The sequence below is a fragment of the Actinomadura chokoriensis genome (assembly GCF_041463665.1).
Lineage (GTDB): Bacteria > Actinomycetota > Actinomycetes > Streptosporangiales > Streptosporangiaceae > Spirillospora > Spirillospora chokoriensis_A.
Genome location: NZ_JAXCEJ010000013.1, coordinates 93,164 through 110,235 on the forward strand (window position 1 = coordinate 93,164; position 17,072 = coordinate 110,235).

The 17,072-nt window shown below is 73.1% G+C and carries 14 protein-coding genes; 9 read left to right on the top strand and 5 right to left on the bottom strand.

Translation table 11 applies throughout. The annotated features are described in order from the left end of the window. Positions 1–5: 5 nt before the first annotated feature. Positions 6–887 (top strand): hypothetical protein, encoded by an 882-nt coding sequence (locus SM418_RS20690; RefSeq protein WP_371942721.1) that lies wholly within the window; start codon positions 6–8, stop codon positions 885–887. On the opposite strand, the gene SM418_RS20695 is transcribed toward SM418_RS20690, so the two are convergent. The 3 genes from SM418_RS20695 to SM418_RS20705 all read right to left on the bottom strand — a co-directional run bounded on the left by SM418_RS20695 (position 888) and on the right by SM418_RS20705 (position 6,069). Beyond that, the gene (locus SM418_RS20695) at positions 888–1,733 is read right to left on the bottom strand and encodes a hypothetical protein (protein WP_371942722.1); all 846 of its coding nucleotides are present in this window, start codon (positions 1,731–1,733) and stop codon (positions 888–890) included. A 966-nt stretch (positions 1,734–2,699) separates the two neighbouring features. Further along, entirely contained in the window at positions 2,700–3,563 is an 864-nt protein-coding gene (locus SM418_RS20700) for a hypothetical protein (protein ID WP_371942723.1), read from the bottom strand. Between the two features lie 112 nt (positions 3,564–3,675). Further along, complete coding sequence (locus tag SM418_RS20705) at positions 3,676–6,069, bottom strand: ATP-binding SpoIIE family protein phosphatase (RefSeq protein WP_371942724.1); 2,394 nt, start codon at positions 6,067–6,069, stop codon at positions 3,676–3,678. Between the two features lie 175 nt (positions 6,070–6,244). Between SM418_RS20705 and SM418_RS20710 the strand changes: the two genes are divergently transcribed. From SM418_RS20710 to SM418_RS20740, 7 genes are all read left to right on the top strand, one after another. Beyond that, positions 6,245–7,003, top strand: a complete 759-nt coding sequence (locus SM418_RS20710; RefSeq protein WP_371942725.1) for a TetR/AcrR family transcriptional regulator — start codon at positions 6,245–6,247, stop codon at positions 7,001–7,003. 466 nt (positions 7,004–7,469) lie between these two features. Beyond that, complete coding sequence (locus SM418_RS20715; protein WP_371942726.1) at positions 7,470–8,108, top strand: sigma-70 family RNA polymerase sigma factor; 639 nt, start codon at positions 7,470–7,472, stop codon at positions 8,106–8,108. Between the two features lie 165 nt (positions 8,109–8,273). Then, positions 8,274–8,648 (top strand): SSI family serine proteinase inhibitor, encoded by a 375-nt coding sequence (locus tag SM418_RS20720; RefSeq protein WP_371942727.1) that lies wholly within the window; start codon positions 8,274–8,276, stop codon positions 8,646–8,648. A gap of 123 nt (positions 8,649–8,771) precedes the next feature. After that, positions 8,772–9,194, top strand: a complete 423-nt coding sequence (locus SM418_RS20725; RefSeq protein WP_371942728.1) for a CBS domain-containing protein — start codon at positions 8,772–8,774, stop codon at positions 9,192–9,194. Positions 9,195–9,272: 78 nt separating this feature from the next. After that, complete coding sequence (locus SM418_RS20730; protein ID WP_371942729.1) at positions 9,273–10,100, top strand: ANTAR domain-containing protein; 828 nt, start codon at positions 9,273–9,275, stop codon at positions 10,098–10,100. 130 nt (positions 10,101–10,230) lie between these two features. Then, on the top strand, positions 10,231–12,201 hold the full coding sequence (locus SM418_RS20735) for a SpoIIE family protein phosphatase (protein WP_371942730.1): 1,971 nt from the start codon (positions 10,231–10,233) through the stop codon (positions 12,199–12,201). Between the two features lie 83 nt (positions 12,202–12,284). Beyond that, positions 12,285–12,794, top strand: a complete 510-nt coding sequence (locus SM418_RS20740) for a DUF6328 family protein (RefSeq protein WP_371942731.1) — start codon at positions 12,285–12,287, stop codon at positions 12,792–12,794. A gap of 22 nt (positions 12,795–12,816) precedes the next feature. Here the strand turns inward: SM418_RS20740 and proS are convergent, their stop codons facing one another. Beyond that, positions 12,817–14,265 (bottom strand): proline--tRNA ligase, encoded by a 1,449-nt coding sequence (gene proS / locus SM418_RS20745; protein ID WP_371942732.1) that lies wholly within the window; start codon positions 14,263–14,265, stop codon positions 12,817–12,819. A gap of 56 nt (positions 14,266–14,321) precedes the next feature. On the opposite strand from proS, the gene SM418_RS20750 reads away from it, so the two are divergent. Continuing rightward, a complete protein-coding gene (locus tag SM418_RS20750) occupies positions 14,322–16,022 on the top strand; it encodes a proline--tRNA ligase (protein ID WP_371942733.1) in 1,701 nt (566 codons plus the stop codon). Positions 16,023–16,026: 4 nt separating this feature from the next. Here SM418_RS20750 and SM418_RS20755 read toward each other — a convergent pair whose 3' ends face one another. Further along, the gene (locus SM418_RS20755) at positions 16,027–16,956 is read right to left on the bottom strand and encodes a rhomboid family intramembrane serine protease (protein ID WP_371942734.1); all 930 of its coding nucleotides are present in this window, start codon (positions 16,954–16,956) and stop codon (positions 16,027–16,029) included. Positions 16,957–17,072 lie beyond the last annotated feature (116 nt).

Sequence of the window (17,072 nt, forward strand, 5' to 3'; positions counted from 1 at the left end):
GTCACATGAACACCGTGATCCTGGTCCTGCTCTGCCTTGCGATCGCCGGACGCGAGCTCTACCTCGCCTCCGACAAGCGACTCCCCCGCGTCCAGGGCGACCTGCGCCAGATGCGCAGGCAACTGGAGGACCTCGCCAAGGACCACCAGGCCCTCAAGACGGTGGTGGACGAGGCCACGGAGCCGGCCGGCATCCCCATCCCGTCCCTGCCGGAGGAGCCGCCCGCCGAGGTCCTGGAAAAGCTGGAATCCGTCACCGGGCGGGTGGAGCGGCTGGAGAAGCAGTTCGGCGACATCTCCACGGATCTCGCCGGCGCCGACCTCGACCGCGACGCCCAGCGCGCCCTGGCCCGTTCCCTGGACGCCGTGGAGCAGGACGTCCTGGAACTGCACCGCGAGATGCTCGACCGGCTGGACCGCGAGGAGGGCGTCGTCACCGGCGTCCTGCTCAGCGAGGAGGGCGAGAGCGAGACGCTGCTGGCCGAGGCCTACGAGAAGTGCGCCACCGAGTGCGGGCTGCGCGTCCGCATCCGCGACCAGCGTTCCGCGCAGGCGACCGGCACCTACTGGGGCACTGTCTACCACATGTCCGGGCGGCGCCCCGACGTCCTCGCCGAGGACCTGTTCTCCTACGTCCGCGGCCTCTACGACCCGCACGACTCCTCCGCCGTCAACGCGCTGCTCACCGAGCTGGCGTCGCTGCACGGCGGCGGCGTCGCGCGGTTCGGCCCGTTCGTCGCGGTGAGCACGCAGAGCGCGCTGCTGTGCGGCGTGCTCCCGGACGACGAGAGCGCGCCGCCGACCGAACCGTGGCAGCTCGTGGACCACATCCGCGAACTGCCCGCCGACCGGCAGCGCGACCTGTCCTGGCTGCGCTCCGACGACTGATCAGGGACGGACGAACCGGGGCGCGCCGTCCGCCTCGTCCACGCCGAACGCCAGCAGGCACCGCGGGACCCGGACCGCGTCGATCTGCAGGCACGCGCCGAGCCGCAGTTCCGGGTCGACGAACACGACCCGCCGCAACGCCAGCAGCGCCCGGCGCGCGTGCGCCCGCGTCTCGGGGCGCCCCGGCTCGCGCAGCGTCCCGGTGACGACCCGGTCCGCGTACCGCCACAGCGCCGCCGAGTCGAGCACCCGCACGCCCGCCTCCGTGAGGTGCGCGACGATCACGACCCCGGTGTCGCCGTCCTCGGCCCCGGACGGCACGCGGAGCGCGCCCTCCCCCGGCAGGTCGCGGGGGGCCTGCGGCCCGCCCACCGCGCGGTGGTAGCGCAGCGGATCCAGCGTGTCGATGACGAAGGCGCCCGCGTAGGGCCTGGACGCGCGCGGCGGGACCGTCCGCCCCCGCGGCAACCGCACGGTGCGCATGCCCAGGTGGGCGCTGAGGTCGAACACCATCCCGGCGTCGTCCAGCCACGCGGGCACCCCGAGCTTCGACGCCGCCTTCCGGTCGAGAGCGTCCACCGGGACGTCGCTCCGCCTGGAGAGCGCCGAGGCCATCCCGAGCCCCGGGAACGCGCTCTCCAGCACCGCGAGCATCGCCCGCCACGTCGCGCTGCCGACGAACTCGCCCACGAACGAGTCCGCCAAGGCCCCGCGCCGTCCGGGCTGCGCCGCCGCCCGGGGCCGCGGCACGCCCGGCACACCGCCCGGAGGCTCCGCCGACAGCCCCTTCCTCGGCAGGAACGGCTCGTCCTCCCAACGAGAGCCCGCCTCCTGCGACGCTCCCAAGGCGCTACCCGCTTCGCCCGCCTCCCAGGACCGCTCACCCGAGGGCGGCGCCTCCGCCGGAATTCCCGGACGGCCGCTCGCTTCACCACCCGACCCGGCAGGCGCCCAGGACACCGACTCACCACCGGATGGCGAACGGTCCGCAGGCGGGTCCCCGGGGGACGGCGTACCGCCAGCCCCTGGCTCGCCCGGAGACGCGGCCCCCGACTCGTGGGGTGTCCACGACGCCGCCTCGGGCCCAGGTGCGGCCTCATGCTCGACGCCGGGCTCATGCGGCGCCCACGACGACGACTCGGTACCGGCCGCGGCCTCCTGCCCCGCACCCGGCTCATAAGGCGTCCAAGACTCAGGCGAGGCTGTCGCGCCCGCCGGACGAGGCGGCTCCTCCTGCGGCCCACCCCCCGACGCGTAAGACGTCCACGAAGGCGAAGGCTGCTCACCCGGAGACGGCGCACCGCTGGAGCTCGGCTCACCCGAAGGCTCGGCAGGACCCGCAGAAGCAGCGCGCGGCTCGTGCGGCGTCCACGACGGCCCTGGCTGCTCGCCAGGGGGCGGCGCGGTGGGCTGGGAGGGCTCTGTAGGAGCGCGGCCTGCTTCGTGTGGTGGGCGGCCGCTCAGGGACGCTGGAGAGCTGTCAGAGGCGCCGGGCGGTGTCCAGGACGGTGGTTCGGGGTGGGGCGGCCTTGGCGGGGCGGCGGGGTCGTGGGGTGTCCACGGCTCGCGGGGAGTCGGGGGCGCGGTGGCGGGGGTGCTCGTCTGCGGGGTGTGCGGGGTCCAGGGTTGGGCGGTGGACGGCGGGAAGGGATGGGGCGTCCAGTCGGACGTGCTCCTGCCTGCTACGTGGATGTCTCCGGGGTGGGGGACCCGGACGACGTTCTCCGGGGGCGGAGAGTCGTCGGGGTCCTCGGGGCTGGGACGGTCGCGCGGGCCGAATCTCACGGTGTCGATCCTGCGCTCTCATCAAGATCATCGGCAAGGTCGGTCGCCGAAGAGGGCCGCGCAGAGGTGTTCGAGGCGGTCGCCTTCGCCGGCGGTGAGGACCGCGCCAGGGGCCGGGCGGAGCCGGACGGAGACCTCGCGGCGCAGCGGGTCGTCCATGCCCTGGGCTGCGGCGATGTCCTGGAGGCCGACGGAGACGGTCTCGGGGATCTCGACGGTCAGGGGCTGCTCGCCTGCGGGCAGCTCGTCCAGCCACAGGTCGAGGACGCGGCGGGCGAGGCCGTTCAGGACGCGGCCCCACGGTTCGACCAGGTCGGGCGGGACGTTCTCGGTCTGCAGCTCGGGGAGGCCGAACCGGGCGAGGCCCTTGGTGGTGACGAAGAAGCCGTCCGGGGACGAGGTGTGCGGGAGGAGCATCCAGTCGGTGAGGCGGACGGCGCCGTCCGGGCCGGGCAGGGAGCGCAGGAGGCGGGCGGGCGTCAGGACCTGCGGGGTGAAGACGTCGATCACCGGGGAGTCCGTGGCGGCCCCGAGGGCGCCGGCGACGGCGCGGGACGCCCATTCGTGCGCGGGCGGGCGGCCCGGCCGGTAGGCGGCGCGGACGGCGATCAGAAAGGGGGCGGACGAGATCGCCTCCAGGTCGGGGGATGCGGCGCCGTAGGCGGCGAGGAGGTCGGCGGGCAGCGGGGGGAAGTCGGTCGCCGGGCGCTGGTCGAGGGTCAGCATGGGGCTGCCGAGCATGCCGAGGACGAGTGCGCGCAGCGGCGGCGGGGTGTGCCGCGTGACGTGGTCGCGGGCGAGGGCGGCGGGGTCGGCGAGCGGTTCCGCGAGCGCCACGGCGTAGGTTCCGTAGAGGGTTTCCGGAACGGGCAGCGTCAGATTCTCACCCAAACTCGTCCCCCGAAGGTCGTCGGCACTCTTCGATCAGAGCCGATGGGGACGTCGGAAAGTATCTGGCGACAACGGGACATTTACCTCCCACGCCGGCGAGACGGACCCACGATCAGCACGGCAGCCGCTGCTCGACCCACACGATCTTGCCCGTGTCGGTGCGGTGGGTGCCCCAGCGGGCGGCGAGGTGGCTGACGAGCTGGAGGCCGCGGCCCGACTCGTCGGTGGCCTCGGCGTGCCGGAGCTGCGGCAGGTCCGCGCCGTCGTCGTGGACCTCGCAGAGCAGCGTCCGGCCCTTGATCAGCCGGACGCCGAGGGACCCGGCGCCGTGCACGAGGGCGTTGGTGACGAGTTCGCTGACGAGGAGCTGCGCGGTGTCGGTGAGGTCGTGCAGGCTCCAGCCGGCGAGCCGGGCGGCGACCTGCGCGCGGATCCACGGGACGCTGGCCGGCTCGGGTTCGAGCTCCCAGGTGACGACCTCGTCCTTGGGGATGCCGTCGAACCCGACCGCGACGATGGCGATGTCGTCGGCGGGGGTGCCGGCGGCGAGCGTGTCGAGCAGGTCGTCGCAGGTGCCGTCCAGATCGGCGGACGCCCCGGCGAGCCGTCCGCGCAGTTCCGCCAGGCCCTGCTCGATGTCGCGGTCGCGGCGTTCGAGGAGCCCGTCGGTGCACAGGACGAGCTGCGCCCCGTCCTCGACTACGATCTCCATCGTCTGGAACGGCTCGCCGCCCACCCCGATGGGCACGCCGGGCGGAACGGGCAGCACCCGGCTCGCGCCGTCCGCCGAGACCAGGACGGGCGGGACGTGCCCCGCGTTGGCGAAGGTGCACCGCCGCTCGACCGGGTCGTAGACCGCGTACAGGCAGGTGGCGAGGTAGTCCTCGCCGAGCCGGCGGGCGAGCCCGTCGAGCTGGCGCAGCAGCCGGTCGGGCCGCATGTCCTCGGTGGCGAGGGTGCGGACGGCGGTGCGCAGCTGCCCCATGATCGCGGCGGAGGTGAGGCCGTGCCCCATCACGTCGCCGACGACGAGGCCGAGCCGGCAGCCGGGCAGCGGGATGGCGTCGAACCAGTCGCCGCCGACCTGGGCGGCCTGTTCGGCGGGCCGGTAGCGGTAGCGGACGCGTGCCCCGGCGACGTCCGGCGGGTCGCCCGGGAGCATGCTGCGCTGCAGTTCCTCGGCGACCTGGACCTCGCGCCGGTACAGCCGCCCGTTGTCGATGCACAGCGCGGCGCGGCGGGCCAGCTCGTCCACCATGGCGAGGTCGAGATCGCCGAACCCGGGCCGGTCGGGTTTGCGGAGCAGCTCGAACGTGCCGAGCACGCGCCCCCGCGCGATCAGCGGGACGATCAGCAGCGCACGTCCGATGAACAGCGGGCTGAGGTCGCGGTCGCCGAACGCGGCGGCGAACCGGGCGGCCTGCGCGGGCCCGACCCGCCGGACGTGCACGGGACGCCCGGTCCGCATGGCCTGGACGCAGGGCGTCCGGGGCGGCAGCAGCAGCGCCTCGCCCTCGGGCACGGCCTCGTCCCAGCGCCCGGGGTCGTCGGTGTGGGCGACGGCGACGCGGCGCATCGGCGTGGTCTCGTCGATCTCGGCGGCGGGCGGCGCGGAGTCGGCGACGACGCGTTCGAGCAGCTCGACGGCGGCGAAGTCGGCGAGCCGCGGGACGAGGACCTCGGCGAGCGTCCGGGCGGCCTGCAGGTGGTCGAGCGAGCTGCCGATCTGCTCGCCGGCCTCGCCGAGGTAGGTGAGCGGCTCCCAGGACGCGGGGACGTCCCGCGGGGCGGCGCGGGGCCGCGCGGACCTGGGCGGCGGGACGGCCCCGCCGGCGCGCGGAGCGGCCGGGTTCTCCGCGGTGTGCGGGACGATCGGCAGCCGGATGGTCAGGCCGAGCGAGACGGCGGGGCAGCCGAGGCCGAGCACCCGCGAGGCGATCTTCTCGGCCGCGGCCGGGTCGAGCGCAGGCAGCAGCCCGGCGAGCCGTCCGGCGAACGGGTCGGCGCCCTGGCCCGGCAGGTCGGCGCGCGGCGCGGTGAGCGCGGGCTCGACCCGCAGCAGCCGCGCGCCGGCCGGCCGGCGGGCCGCGGCGCCGGCCCCGGCTGGCCGGCCGGGCGGGGCGAGCAGCAGATCGCCGATGGTGATGCCGATCCCGTCGCGGCGGAGCCGGCGCAGGTCGGCGGCGAGCGCCAGCACGCTGATGCCGTGCTCGCCGGGCGTCCCGCCGATCGGGTAGACCCACCAGCCGACCTCGGCCCGCTCGCCGTCGTCGACGCGCGGCAGCGTGCAGGCGCCGCACCAGACGTGCCCGAAGGCCTCCGGCTCGAAGGCGCCCCGGTGCTCGCGGGGCAGCCGCAGCAATTCCGCGGGCGGACGCCCGAGGGCCCTTGGCGGCCCGACGCCGAACAGCTCGGCGGCGGTGTCGTCCCAGTGCCTGATCCGGCCTCGTCCGTCCAGTGTGATGGCGGCCATCTTGGCCACCCCCAGCAGGTCCGTAATGACCATCGGGTCCCCCTCCCCGGACGAAGGACGCCCGAAGTCACCGGCAACGCGCGGTGCAGGGGACGCTACATCGCGTGAGAGGGGTGCGCTGGAACTCCGCCGGAAAAGCATCGGGTGAGTGCTCACTCATACGCCGCCGGGTGCTAACGTCCACGGCGGAGGGGAAGGTGACGCGGGTTTGGCAGCACGGACGGAGCCGATGCGCGAGCGGATCCTGGCCGCGGCCGTCGCGGTGATCCAGGCGCGCGGGATCACGGCCGCGACGACCAAGCAGATCGCGCGCAGCGCGGGCGTCTCCGAAGGCAGCCTCTACAACCATTTCGCGAACAAGACGGCGCTGTTCGCGGCGGCTCTGGCGGAGGTCACGGGAACGGCGCGGACGGCGATGATGACACTCGCCGGATCCATCGGCCAGAACACCGTGGAGCAGAACCTCGTCCGCCTGGCCGCCGACATGGTCCGCTTCTATGGCGAGCTACTGCCGATGACGGGGCCCGTCCTGGCCGACCCCGAACTGATCGCCTGGTTGCGCGACAACGGGCCGGTCAAAGCACAGAACGACTCCGCCGCCAAGGCGCGCGCGCGGACCAGAGGTGGCCAGGACGGTGGCACTCAACTGCCCGGGGCTCCCGGTGGTCCACCGGCCGGTCCCCCTGGAGGCCCGATGAGCGGTCCGCTGATGGGCCACTCCGCCCTGATCGGCTATCTGGACGCGGAGCAGCACGCGGGACGTCTCGCCCCGGACGCGCCGCTCCCGTTCATCGCGGCGGCCCTGCTCGGAGGCTGCCAGCAGCACGCCTTCCTGACCCGGCTCGCCGGCCCGGAGGCGGTGGCCGCGGGCGCCGGGCTCCCGGCGGGGCCGGAGGAGTTCGCGGCGCGGCTCGTCCGCGCGGTGCTGGCGGGGCATCGGCCGGCGCCGACCGACCCGGCGGCCTGATGCGGGCATAGGGCAACACCGTCGGCGCCGAGGACTGGACCACTTCGCGCAGCGAGCCCCGAAGCGATGCAGCGATCGCCGCAGTGCCCGTTGAAGGAAGGCGCCCCAGCGCCGACCGCCGAGGGCAATGCAATAGACACTGTGATGAGCAACACCCTGGTCAAGGCAACCTTTTGGTGGCTTCCCGGCGTCTTACCTGTCAGGAAGACCACCGGCGGGTGGTAAGCGCCCGATCGAGCACAGCCCGCGACGTCCCGGTGAACGGGGTCGCTCTGGCATCGCCGACCCGCGCAGGATCCTCGGCCCGCTCTCCATGCGAGGCCGGGTTCATCTCCGAACTCGCCGGGAACGGTGGCACGTACCACTCAACGGGGGGCGGCTCGTCCGCTCGGCCCGCGCGTGCCCCCGACCACGCGCCATGCAACCGGCCCCTTTCGCCGGGGCCCTACCCAACGGGGGAGCGACGATGACCGCTGTCACCACGCCGGTCCGCGACAACGGCCGCGACGCCGACCGCGCGAACAGCCGCGCGAAGAGGAGCATCACCAACAACGAGAGCACCCGGCGCTACGAGCGTGACGTCCTGCCGCTCGCCGACCCGCTCTACGCGAGTGCCGTCCGCATGACCCGCAACACGGCGGACGCCGAGGACCTCGTCCAGGAGACTCTGGCCAAGGCTTACGTGAACTTCCACCAGTTCCAGGAAGGCACGAACCTCAAGGCATGGCTGCACCGGATCCTCACCAACAACTTCATCAACACCTACCGCAAGAAGCAGCGCGAGCCGCAGCGCGCCGGTTCGGAGGAGTTGGAGGAGTGGCAGCTCACGCAGACCGAGGCGCACGCCTCCGGTTTCCGGTCCGCCGAGTCCGAGGCTCTGGACCGCATCCCCGATTCCCAGGTGACGGCCGCGCTGCGCGCCCTGCCGAAGGACTTCCGGGACGCCGTCTACCTCGCGGACGTCGAGGGCTACCCCTACAAGGAGATCGCCGAGATGATGGGCACCCCCATCGGCACGGTGATGTCCCGCCTGCACCGGGGCCGCAAGCAGCTCCGCGAGTCCCTCGCCGGTCACCGCCGCGCCGCCCACACCCTCGCGGCCTAGTTCGTCGTTCCGCCCCTCGGCGCCAGGCGCCGGGGCGCCCCCTCACCAGGTTGCACGTGGTCCCGCAGTTGCCCCGTGGCTGCGGGATCGTCCATTTCCCCGCACCGGAAGTGTTCGCTCGACTACCCTGAGTCAGGGTCTCTCCCCCGACCATCGGAGTCTCCAGTGTCGAACCTCCTCACCGGGGTCATCGCGGGTGCGCTGATCGCCCTCGTGCCCACCGTCCCCTCTGGTTCCGGATCGTCGCTGCGGCTCTCCCTCAGCCACCCGGACCGGGCGCCGTCCGGGAGCCGGGCGGTCACGTTGCGTTGCGATCCGCCGGGCGGCGGGCATCCGGAGGCGGCGCGGGCCTGTTCGGAGCTCGGCGAGTCGGGCGGGAAGATCGCCCATCAGCCGGACGGCCGGATGTGCACGGCCGTGCACGCCCCGGTCGTCGCGCGCGCGGAGGGGCGGTGGCGCGGCAAGCCGGTGCGGTTCCGGGCGGAGTACGGCAACGACTGCGCGATGCGGGCGCGGACCGGTGCCGTTTTCGCGTTCTGACCACGCGTAACGCGGTGAAACGATGGCCGGACCCGGAACCGCCCGAATAGGCGCGCCGACCGTGGGTACTGCGCGCACACGGGCCACGCGAGCCGTCAGGCGATTCGGGAGGATGTGCGCGCGATGCCATCAACGGTCAGCGACGTGATGACGGCGGCGCCCCTGTCCCTACCGCTCGACGCGACGCTGTACGAGGCGGCCCGTGTGATGCGGGACGAGGGGATAGGCGATGTCCTGGTCACCTTCGCCGGCCGGTTGTGCGGCGTGGTGACCGATCGCGACATCGTGGTCCGCGCGGTGGCGGAGAGCCGTGACACCTCCCTCACGCCCCTCGGCGACGTGTGCACGGCCGAGCTGACGACCGTCCACCCCGACGACGACACCCTGACCGTGGCGCGGCTGATGTGCGAGCAGGCCATCCGGCGGCTTCCCGTCGTGGACGCCGATCAGCGCCCGGTGGGCATCGTGTCCATCGGCGACCTGGCGGTGGCCAACGGGGAGGCCGGGCCGCTCAGCGAGATCAGCAAGGCGCCGCCCAATAACTAGGACTCCCCCATGAAGCACCAGGGACGCGGCGCGGCGGGCAACGCGTCGCAGCCGTCCGGCCAGGATAGCCTCGAAAGGGTGACGCCCACCGAAACGGTCCTGACCGACCAGCTCGCGCTGGAGATAGCCCGCCTGGGCATGGTCGGGGAGTCCTCCGACGTCGGCACCCTGCACCGGGTGACCGAGCTGGCCGCACGCGCCGTCCCCGGTTGCGCGGGCGCGGCGAGCGTGCGGTGGGCGCTGCCTCGCCGGGCCGGAGCCGACCCGGGTCCGGGGTGGCCGCCGTCCGGTGCCGTCCCGGTCCCGCACGCGGAGATCGGCGCGGAGATCGGCGTGGACGCGGGCGCGCCGGAGGAGCCGCGCCCGGAGCCGCTGGCGGCGGCGGCGAGCCATCCCGATCTCGCCGAGGTGACCGACCGGCAGCTGTCCCGCGGGCACGGGCCGATCTTCGACGTGGTGCGGGAGCGCCGGCCGCTGACGTCCGACGACATCCTCGCCGAGACCCGCTGGCCCGAGTCGATGTCGGACATGCTGCGCCGCGGGGTGCGCTGCTTCACCATGACGCCGCACCTGAACCCGCCCGTCCTGGTCACGCTGACCCTGTTCGGGGTGACCCCGAAGTCGCTCGGCCACGGCCGGCACGCGCTGGCGTCGCTGCTGATCGCGCAGGGCACCGCCGCGGTCTCCAACTCCCAGCAGTACGATGACGTCCACCGGACCGCGGTCCAGTTGCAGGAGGCGGTGGAGGCGCGCGCGATCGTCGACCAGGCGAAGGGCATTCTGATGCACGCGCTGGGATGCGACGCCGACGAGGCGTTCGCCGAGATGCGCCGGATCTCACAGACGCGCCATGTGAAGCTGACCGCGCTCGCACAGCGTATCGTCGGTCGTCAGGGCCTTCCCTAGACCGCGCCTACAGACGCACGCGGTCGATGCGAATAGGCTGCTCGAAGCGGCCCCGCGGATCGTGGACCGGCCCGATCCGGGCGGGAGCCGAGCTGGTTCCACCGTGTCCCGCGGATGAGAGGGAGACCAGATGCACGATCGGCCCGACCAGCTCGAACCCGAGACCCTGCTGCGGGAGATCTCGGATCTCGAAGGGCGTATCGGCGAGCTGCGCCAGGCCGCCGGCGTTCCCGAACCCGACCTGCGCGCCACCCTGGACGCGGCGCTGGTCGAGCTCGAGCTGGCACTCACCGTGCTGCGCACGATGGGCGGGGAGCAGACCGGGGAGCAGGGAGGATCGGCCGCGGCGGAGACCGAGCGCCGGGTGCTGCGCACCGTCTTCCAGGACGCCCCCGTCCCGCTGTTCCTGCTGGACCGGATGACGAGCGTCCGCCGGGTCAACCGGCAGGCGGCGGAGCTGCTCGGCACGTCGTCCGGGTACGTGTCGGGCAAGCAGTTCACGGCGTTCTGCGACATGGCGACCCGCGCGGCGGTCCGGTCGCAGCTGGCGGCCGTGGTCCGGACGGGGCGGCGGCACCGCGTCAACGTCCGGTTCCTCGGCCGGGACCGTCCCGTCGACGCAGTGGTGACGCTGGCGCGGGTGTGGATCCGCGGCGAACCCGATCCGATGGTCGTGGTGGCCGCCGGTCCGACGAACACGCCCACCGATGACAAGCCCGCCAAGAGGCCGGCGCGGAACCAGGCGCGGACGGCCCAGGGGTCACCGGGCGACGACGAGGCCGTTGCCACGATCGTCCACCGGATGGACGTTCTCGCCACCGCGAGCGAGCTGCTGCTGGACGAGCCGGTCTTCAACGAGACGGTCGCGGTCCGGCGCTGCGCCCGGCTGCTCACCGCCGAGCTGGCCGACTGGGCGTTCATCGACCTGACCGGCCCGAGCGGCGGCGGTCCGGGCGGGCCGCTGCAGGGCGGCATCCACGCGGCGGGCGCGGCGCTGGAGCTGCGCCGCCAGGTCGTGATGGGCCCGGACGACGAGCATTCCGTCGAGGCCGCGCGGATGCTGGAGGAGGTCGAGCCCGCGGAGGGCACGCTCCCGCACACCGTGTACGTCACCCGGCAGAGCGCGCTGCGGCCGCACGTGGAGAACCTCGACCTCCTCGGCGTCTGCCCGGACGGGCACCCCGTCTGCGGCAAGATCGGCACGACGTCGGTGCTCTGCGTCCCGATCGAGGACGGAGACCGCGCCATCGGCACGATCACCTTGGCGGCGAGCGGCGAGTACGGCCCGTTCGACCTGATGGACCTCGGGGTCGTGCAGCGGCTCGGCCGGTACCTGGCGCTGGTGATCCGGGCGGCGCGGCTGTACCGGCGCCGCGCCGAGGTCGCCGACACGCTGCAGGCGAGCCTGCTGCCGAAGCGGCTGCCCGCGATCCCGGGCGTGCGGGTGGCCGCCAAGTACCTGACGTCGACGCACGGCTCGGACGTGGGCGGCGACTTCTACGACGTGTTCCGCACGGAGAACGGCTGGGGCCTCGTCCTCGGCGACGTGTGCGGCAAGGGCCAGGACGCGGCGGCGGTGACGGCGACGGCGCGGCACTGCGTCCGGCTGGCGTCGCGGTGGAAGGCGGCCCCGGGCGACGTCCTCGGCATCGTGAACGAGGCGCTGCTGGACGAGGACCGGTTCGTCACGGCGGTGATGGCGGGGCTGACGCTGGAGACCGAGCGGATCATCGTCTCGCTGGGCACCGCGGGTCACCCGCCGGCGATCGTGGTGCGCGCCGACGGGGTGATCAGGTCGGCGTCCCGGGGCGGCGTCCCGCTGGGCCTCTTCGAGGACTTCGAGGCCGGGCTGGACACCATCGACCTCACCGTGGGCGACACGCTGTTCCTGCATTCGGACGGCGTCCTCGAGGCGTGCGACATGATGCGGCAGGAGTTCGGCCAGGAACGCCTGCTGGAGGCGCTCGCCGCGCACGCCGGCGACACGCCGGAGGGAATGCTCGCGGGGGTGGAGCAGGCGCTGCTCGACTACTGCGACGGCGACCTGCGGGACGACGTGTCGATGCTCGCGCTGCGCGTGGAGCCGCCCACGCTCGGCTAGGGCGGGTGCCGCGGCGACGGCCCGGACGCCCGGACGCGGATAATTGCCGGGATGATGATCGTCTTGCGGGGTAAATCGGATTCATGACCGCTGACCCCTCTGACAAGCCCCGCAACGAAACCGAGTACGAGCGGCTCGACCGGCAGCTGATGGAGCTTCTCCAGGGGTTCCGGGTCGCGACCACCGGGGTGCAGGTGCTCTTCGCGTTCCTGCTGACCGTCCCGTTCTCCACCGGTTTCCACAGGGTCGACGGCTTCGGGATGGTGCTGTTCTACCTCGCGCTGTTCGGGGCGGCGATCGCGTCGATCTGCTTCATCGCCCCCGTGTTCCAGCACCGGATCCTGTTCCGGCTGGGGCAGAAGGCGCTGCTGATCAAGCGCGCCAACCAGTTCGGGATCGCGGGCGCGTTCGCGCTGGCGGTCTCGATCACCTCGGCCACCATGCTGATCGTCGAGTCGCTGTCGGAGCGGACGCTCCCGGTCGCCCTCACGGCCGCGGGCGTCCTCGGGCTGGCCGGATGGGTGTGGTTCGTCCAGCCGTACCGGACGCGGATCAAGGCGCACGCCCGCGCGACCGACGCCGAGGACGGCTGATCGCGCGGGCGCCGCCCGGGGCTCAGTACGCCTTGCCGAAGATGACGCGCTTGCCGTAGGCGGACGGCCGGCCGCACTTCACGCAGTCGCCGGTCTCCGGCGGCGCGTCGGCCGGGATCACGCGCGGCGTCGCGGCGGTGTCGGCCTTGATCGCGTCCTCGCACTCGGTCTCGCCGCAGTGGAACGCGCGGGCCCACCCGGAGGCGACCTGCGCGGCGAACGCGTCCCAGCCGTCCACGACGGCGGTGTGGTCGTCACGGAACTTCTCGGCCCTGGCCAGCAGGAACGCCTGGAAGTCGGCGAGCAGCCCGGGCAGCAGCTCGGGCACCTTCTCCAGCGGGATCTGCTCCTTGCCCTGCCCCTCGACGGTCGGGAGCCGCCGCACGACGGTCGCGACGCCGCCCTCGATGTCGCGCTTGCCGAGCTCGATCCGGACCGGGACGCCGCGCATCTCCCACTCGTTGAACTTGAACCCGGGCGAAAGCTGCGGGCGGTTGTCGTCCACGTGCACGCGGACGCCCGCCGCCTTGATCGCCGCGGCGAGCCTGCGCGCCTCGGCCGCGGCCTGCTCTCCCTGCTCCTTGCGCCCGATCGGGACGATCACGACCTGGTAGGGGGCGAGGCTCGGCGGCAGGACGAGGCCCTTGTCGTCCCCGTGCGTCATGACCACGCCGCCGATCATGCGGCTGCTCATCCCCCAGGACGTGGTGTGGGCGTGGGTGAGCTTGCCCGCCTCGTCCTGGTACTGGATCTCGAACGCCTTGGCGAAGTTGGTGCCGAGGTAGTGCGACGTCCCGGCCTGCAGCGCCCGGCCGTCCCGCATCATGCACTCGATCGTGTAGGTGCGGACGGCGCCGGCGAACCGCTCGCCCGGCGTCTTCTCCCCCGCCACGACCGGCATCGCGGCGAGGTCGCGGGCGACGGCGGTGTAGGCGTCCAGCGCCCACATCGTCTCGCGCATCGCGTCGTCCTCGTCGATGTGCGCGGTGTGGCCCTCCTGCCAGAGGAACTCGGTCGTGCGCAGGAACAGCCGGGGCCGCATCTCCCAGCGGACGACGTTCGCCCACTGGTTCAGCAGCAGCGGCAGGTCACGGTGGGAGTCGATCCACTTGGCCATGTACTCGCCGATGACGGTCTCGGACGTGGGCCGCACGATCAGCGGCTCCTCCAGGTCCTTGCCGCCCGCGTGGGTGACGACCGCCAGCTCCGGCGAGAAGCCCTCGACGTGCTCGGCCTCGCGCTTCAGGTAGGACTCCGGGATGAACATCGGGAAGCAGGCGTTGTCGTGCCCCGCCTCCTTGATGCGCCGGTCCAGGTCGGCCTGGAGCAGCTCCCACAACCGGTACCCGTACGGCCGGATGACCATCGTGCCGCGAACCGGGCCACGGTCGACGAGCTGGGCCTGCACGACCAGTTCGTTGTACCAGGCGGAGAAATCCTCGCTCTGCGGTGTCACACCTTCTCGACTCACGGCAACAAGGGTACTGACTGACCGCGCCCGGGCGGACGTTTCGTTACCCTCGCGGGATGCGCTGGTCCCAGATGTTCGCGCCCACGCTGCGTGAGGACCCGGCCGAGGCGGACGCGCCGAGCCACCGGCTGCTGCTCCGCGCGGGCTTCATCCGGCAGCTCACCGCCGGGCACTACTCGCTGCTGCCGCTGGCGGTCCGCGTCCGCTCGAAGATCATCGGGATCGTCCGGGCGGAGATGGACGCGATCGGCGCGCAGGAGATGCTGCTGCCGGCACTGCATCCGGCGGAGCCGTGGCGCCGCTCGGGCCGCTGGGAGCTGATCGGCCAGGAGATGTTCCGGCTCCGCGACCGGCGCGGCGCCGACTTCGCCCTCGGCGTGACGCACGAGGAGATCTTCGCGACGGTCGCCCGGGAGCTCGGCTCCTACCGGCGGCTCCCGCAGCAGTGGTACCAGTTCCAGACGAAGTTCCGGGACGAGCCGCGCCCCAAGGGCGGCCTCATGCGGACCCGCGAGTTCACCATGAAGGACGCCTACAGCTTCGACGTCGACCGTGCCGGGCTGGACGCGTCGTTCGCCGCCTACCACGGCGCCTACACGCGGATCTTCTTGCGGCTGGGCATTCCGGCGCTGCCGTGCGAGGCGTCCAGCGGGACGATGGGCGGCTCCGGCTCGACGGAGTTCATGTGCCCCTCCGACGCCGGCGAGGACCTCGTCGTCCGCAGCCCGGCCTGCGGGTACGCGGCGAACATCGAGCGGGCGACGTCGGCGCTGCCTCCCGCGTCCGACGGGCCGGGGCCGGCCGCGCCCGAGCGTTTCGACACGCCCGGCGTCCGCACCATCGAAGATCTTCTGACCTATTCCGCGCCGGGCGACCGGCAGATCAAGACGCTCGTCTACATCCTGGACGGGACGCTCACGCTCGTCCTGCTGCGCGGCGACCACCCGCTCAACGAGCAGAAGCTCGTGGACGCGACGGGCGCGACGGAGATCCGCGCCGCCGAACCGCCGGAGATCCAGGACGCGCTGGGCGCGCTCCCGGGCAGCCTCGGCGCCGTCGGCGCGGCGCTCCCGGTGATCGCGGACGAGGCGCTGCGGGGCCGCCGCGACATGTTCACGGGCGCGAACACCGACGACGTCCACCTGCGCGGCGTCGACGTCGACCGCGACATCGACGTGGGCGCGTGGGCCGACCTGCGCGAGGTCGCCGCCGGGGAGCCCTGCGTCCGCTGCGGCGAACCCCTGGAGATCGTCCGGGCCATCGAGGTGGGGCACATCTTCAAGCTCGGCGACCGCTACTCGCGGGCCCTCGGCGTCGAGGTCCTCGACCCGGACGGCAGGCTCGTCCCGGTGATCATGGGCAGCTACGGCATCGGCGTCGAGCGGGCGATGGCCGCGATCGTCGAGACGCACCACGACGACCGCGGCATCGTCTGGCCGGTGTCCGTGGCCCCGTTCCAGGTCGCGGTGGTGCCGGCGCAGTCCGACGACGCCGGCGTGGCCGAGGCCGCCGAGGACGTCTACGGGGCGCTGCGCGCCGCCGGCGTCGAGGTCGTGATCGACGACCGTCCCGAACGGGCGGGCGTGAAGTTCCGGGACGTCGAGCTGACCGGCATCCCGTACCGCGTGACGATAGGCCGCCGCGGGCTGGCCGAGGGCACCGCGGAGGTCACCGTCCGCGCCACCGGCGAGACGTCCAAGATCGCCTTGGCCGCGGTCGCGGCGCACGTCGAGTCGCTGCTCGCCGAGGCGGCGTGACGCGTCACAGGAGGGTGCCGCCGAGTTCCGACGTTTTGATCATCACCAGGGCGGCCAGCAGGACGAGCATGGCCGCCGCGGCACCCGCCTGGACGGCGAGGCGCCGCTTTCTCGGGGCGTAGGCGAAGGCCAACGCGACGGCGCCGCCCGCGAGGAGGCCGCCGAGATGGCCCTGCCACGAGGTGACGCCGGCCGAGACGACCAGCCAGATCAGCGAGTACACGACGAGCCGGTTCGCCTCGTCCATGGGATGGCCCAGCCTGCGCATGAAGACCCAGTAGGCCGCGGTGAGCCCGAAGACCGCGCCCGAGGCGCCGACCGCGTTCATGCCCGGGTCGATCAGGTAGCCGAGCACCGAGCCGCCCAGCGCGGCCAGCAGGTAGAGGGCGAGGAAGCGCCACCGGCCCAGCATCTCCTCGGTCGGCCGGCCGAGCCGCCACAGCCACCACATGTTGAAGACGATGTGGAGGATCCCGAACCCGCCCTCGGTCGGCGGCAGGTGCACGAACGCGGAGGTGATCAGCCGGTACCACTCGCCGTGCGCGATCCCCGCGGGCTCGAACCCGGCGTAGGTTCCGCCGTCGGCCACGAAGACGTCGCCGTCCGGGCCGATGAGCCCGACGCCCAGCGATCCGAGCCTGTCGACCAGGTCGGGCTTGGCCAGCTCACCCAGGTACACGAGCACGTTCACGGCGATCAGGACGTAGGTCACCCAGGGCGTGACCGAGACCTTGCCTCCGAAGACCGTGCGCCCCTGCCGGACACTCCTGTTGCCTTCGCGTACGCATTCGACGCACTGCTGCCCCACGGCCGCCGCGCGCATGCAGTCCGGGCAGATGTAGCGGTCGCACCGCGTGCAGCGGACGTAGGTCTCCCGCTTGGGATGCCGGTAACACGCGGAAATCTCTTCCCGTTCTTCCTCAGTCGCCGTCATGGCCGAGGGATCATACCGACTACTACATTCCGGGCCTTTCGGATCCGTGCCACCGCGGTCGTCGCGAAAACCGTTTGACGCTCCCGGCGCCCGTCCGGAGACTCGGGAGGTCATCG

Coding starts and splice junctions, on each gene's coding strand:
- SM418_RS20690 (WP_371942721.1), top strand. CDS start 6: ATGAACACCGTGATCCTGGTCCTGCTCTGCCTTGCGATCGCCGGACGC.
- SM418_RS20705 (WP_371942724.1), bottom strand. CDS start 6,069: ATGGTCATTACGGACCTGCTGGGGGTGGCCAAGATGGCCGCCATCACA.
- SM418_RS20715 (WP_371942726.1), top strand. CDS start 7,470: ATGACCGCTGTCACCACGCCGGTCCGCGACAACGGCCGCGACGCCGAC.
- SM418_RS20725 (WP_371942728.1), top strand. CDS start 8,772: ATGCCATCAACGGTCAGCGACGTGATGACGGCGGCGCCCCTGTCCCTA.
- SM418_RS20735 (WP_371942730.1), top strand. CDS start 10,231: ATGCACGATCGGCCCGACCAGCTCGAACCCGAGACCCTGCTGCGGGAG.
- SM418_RS20740 (WP_371942731.1), top strand. CDS start 12,285: ATGACCGCTGACCCCTCTGACAAGCCCCGCAACGAAACCGAGTACGAG.
- SM418_RS20750 (WP_371942733.1), top strand. CDS start 14,322: ATGCGCTGGTCCCAGATGTTCGCGCCCACGCTGCGTGAGGACCCGGCC.
- SM418_RS20755 (WP_371942734.1), bottom strand. CDS start 16,956: ATGACGGCGACTGAGGAAGAACGGGAAGAGATTTCCGCGTGTTACCGG.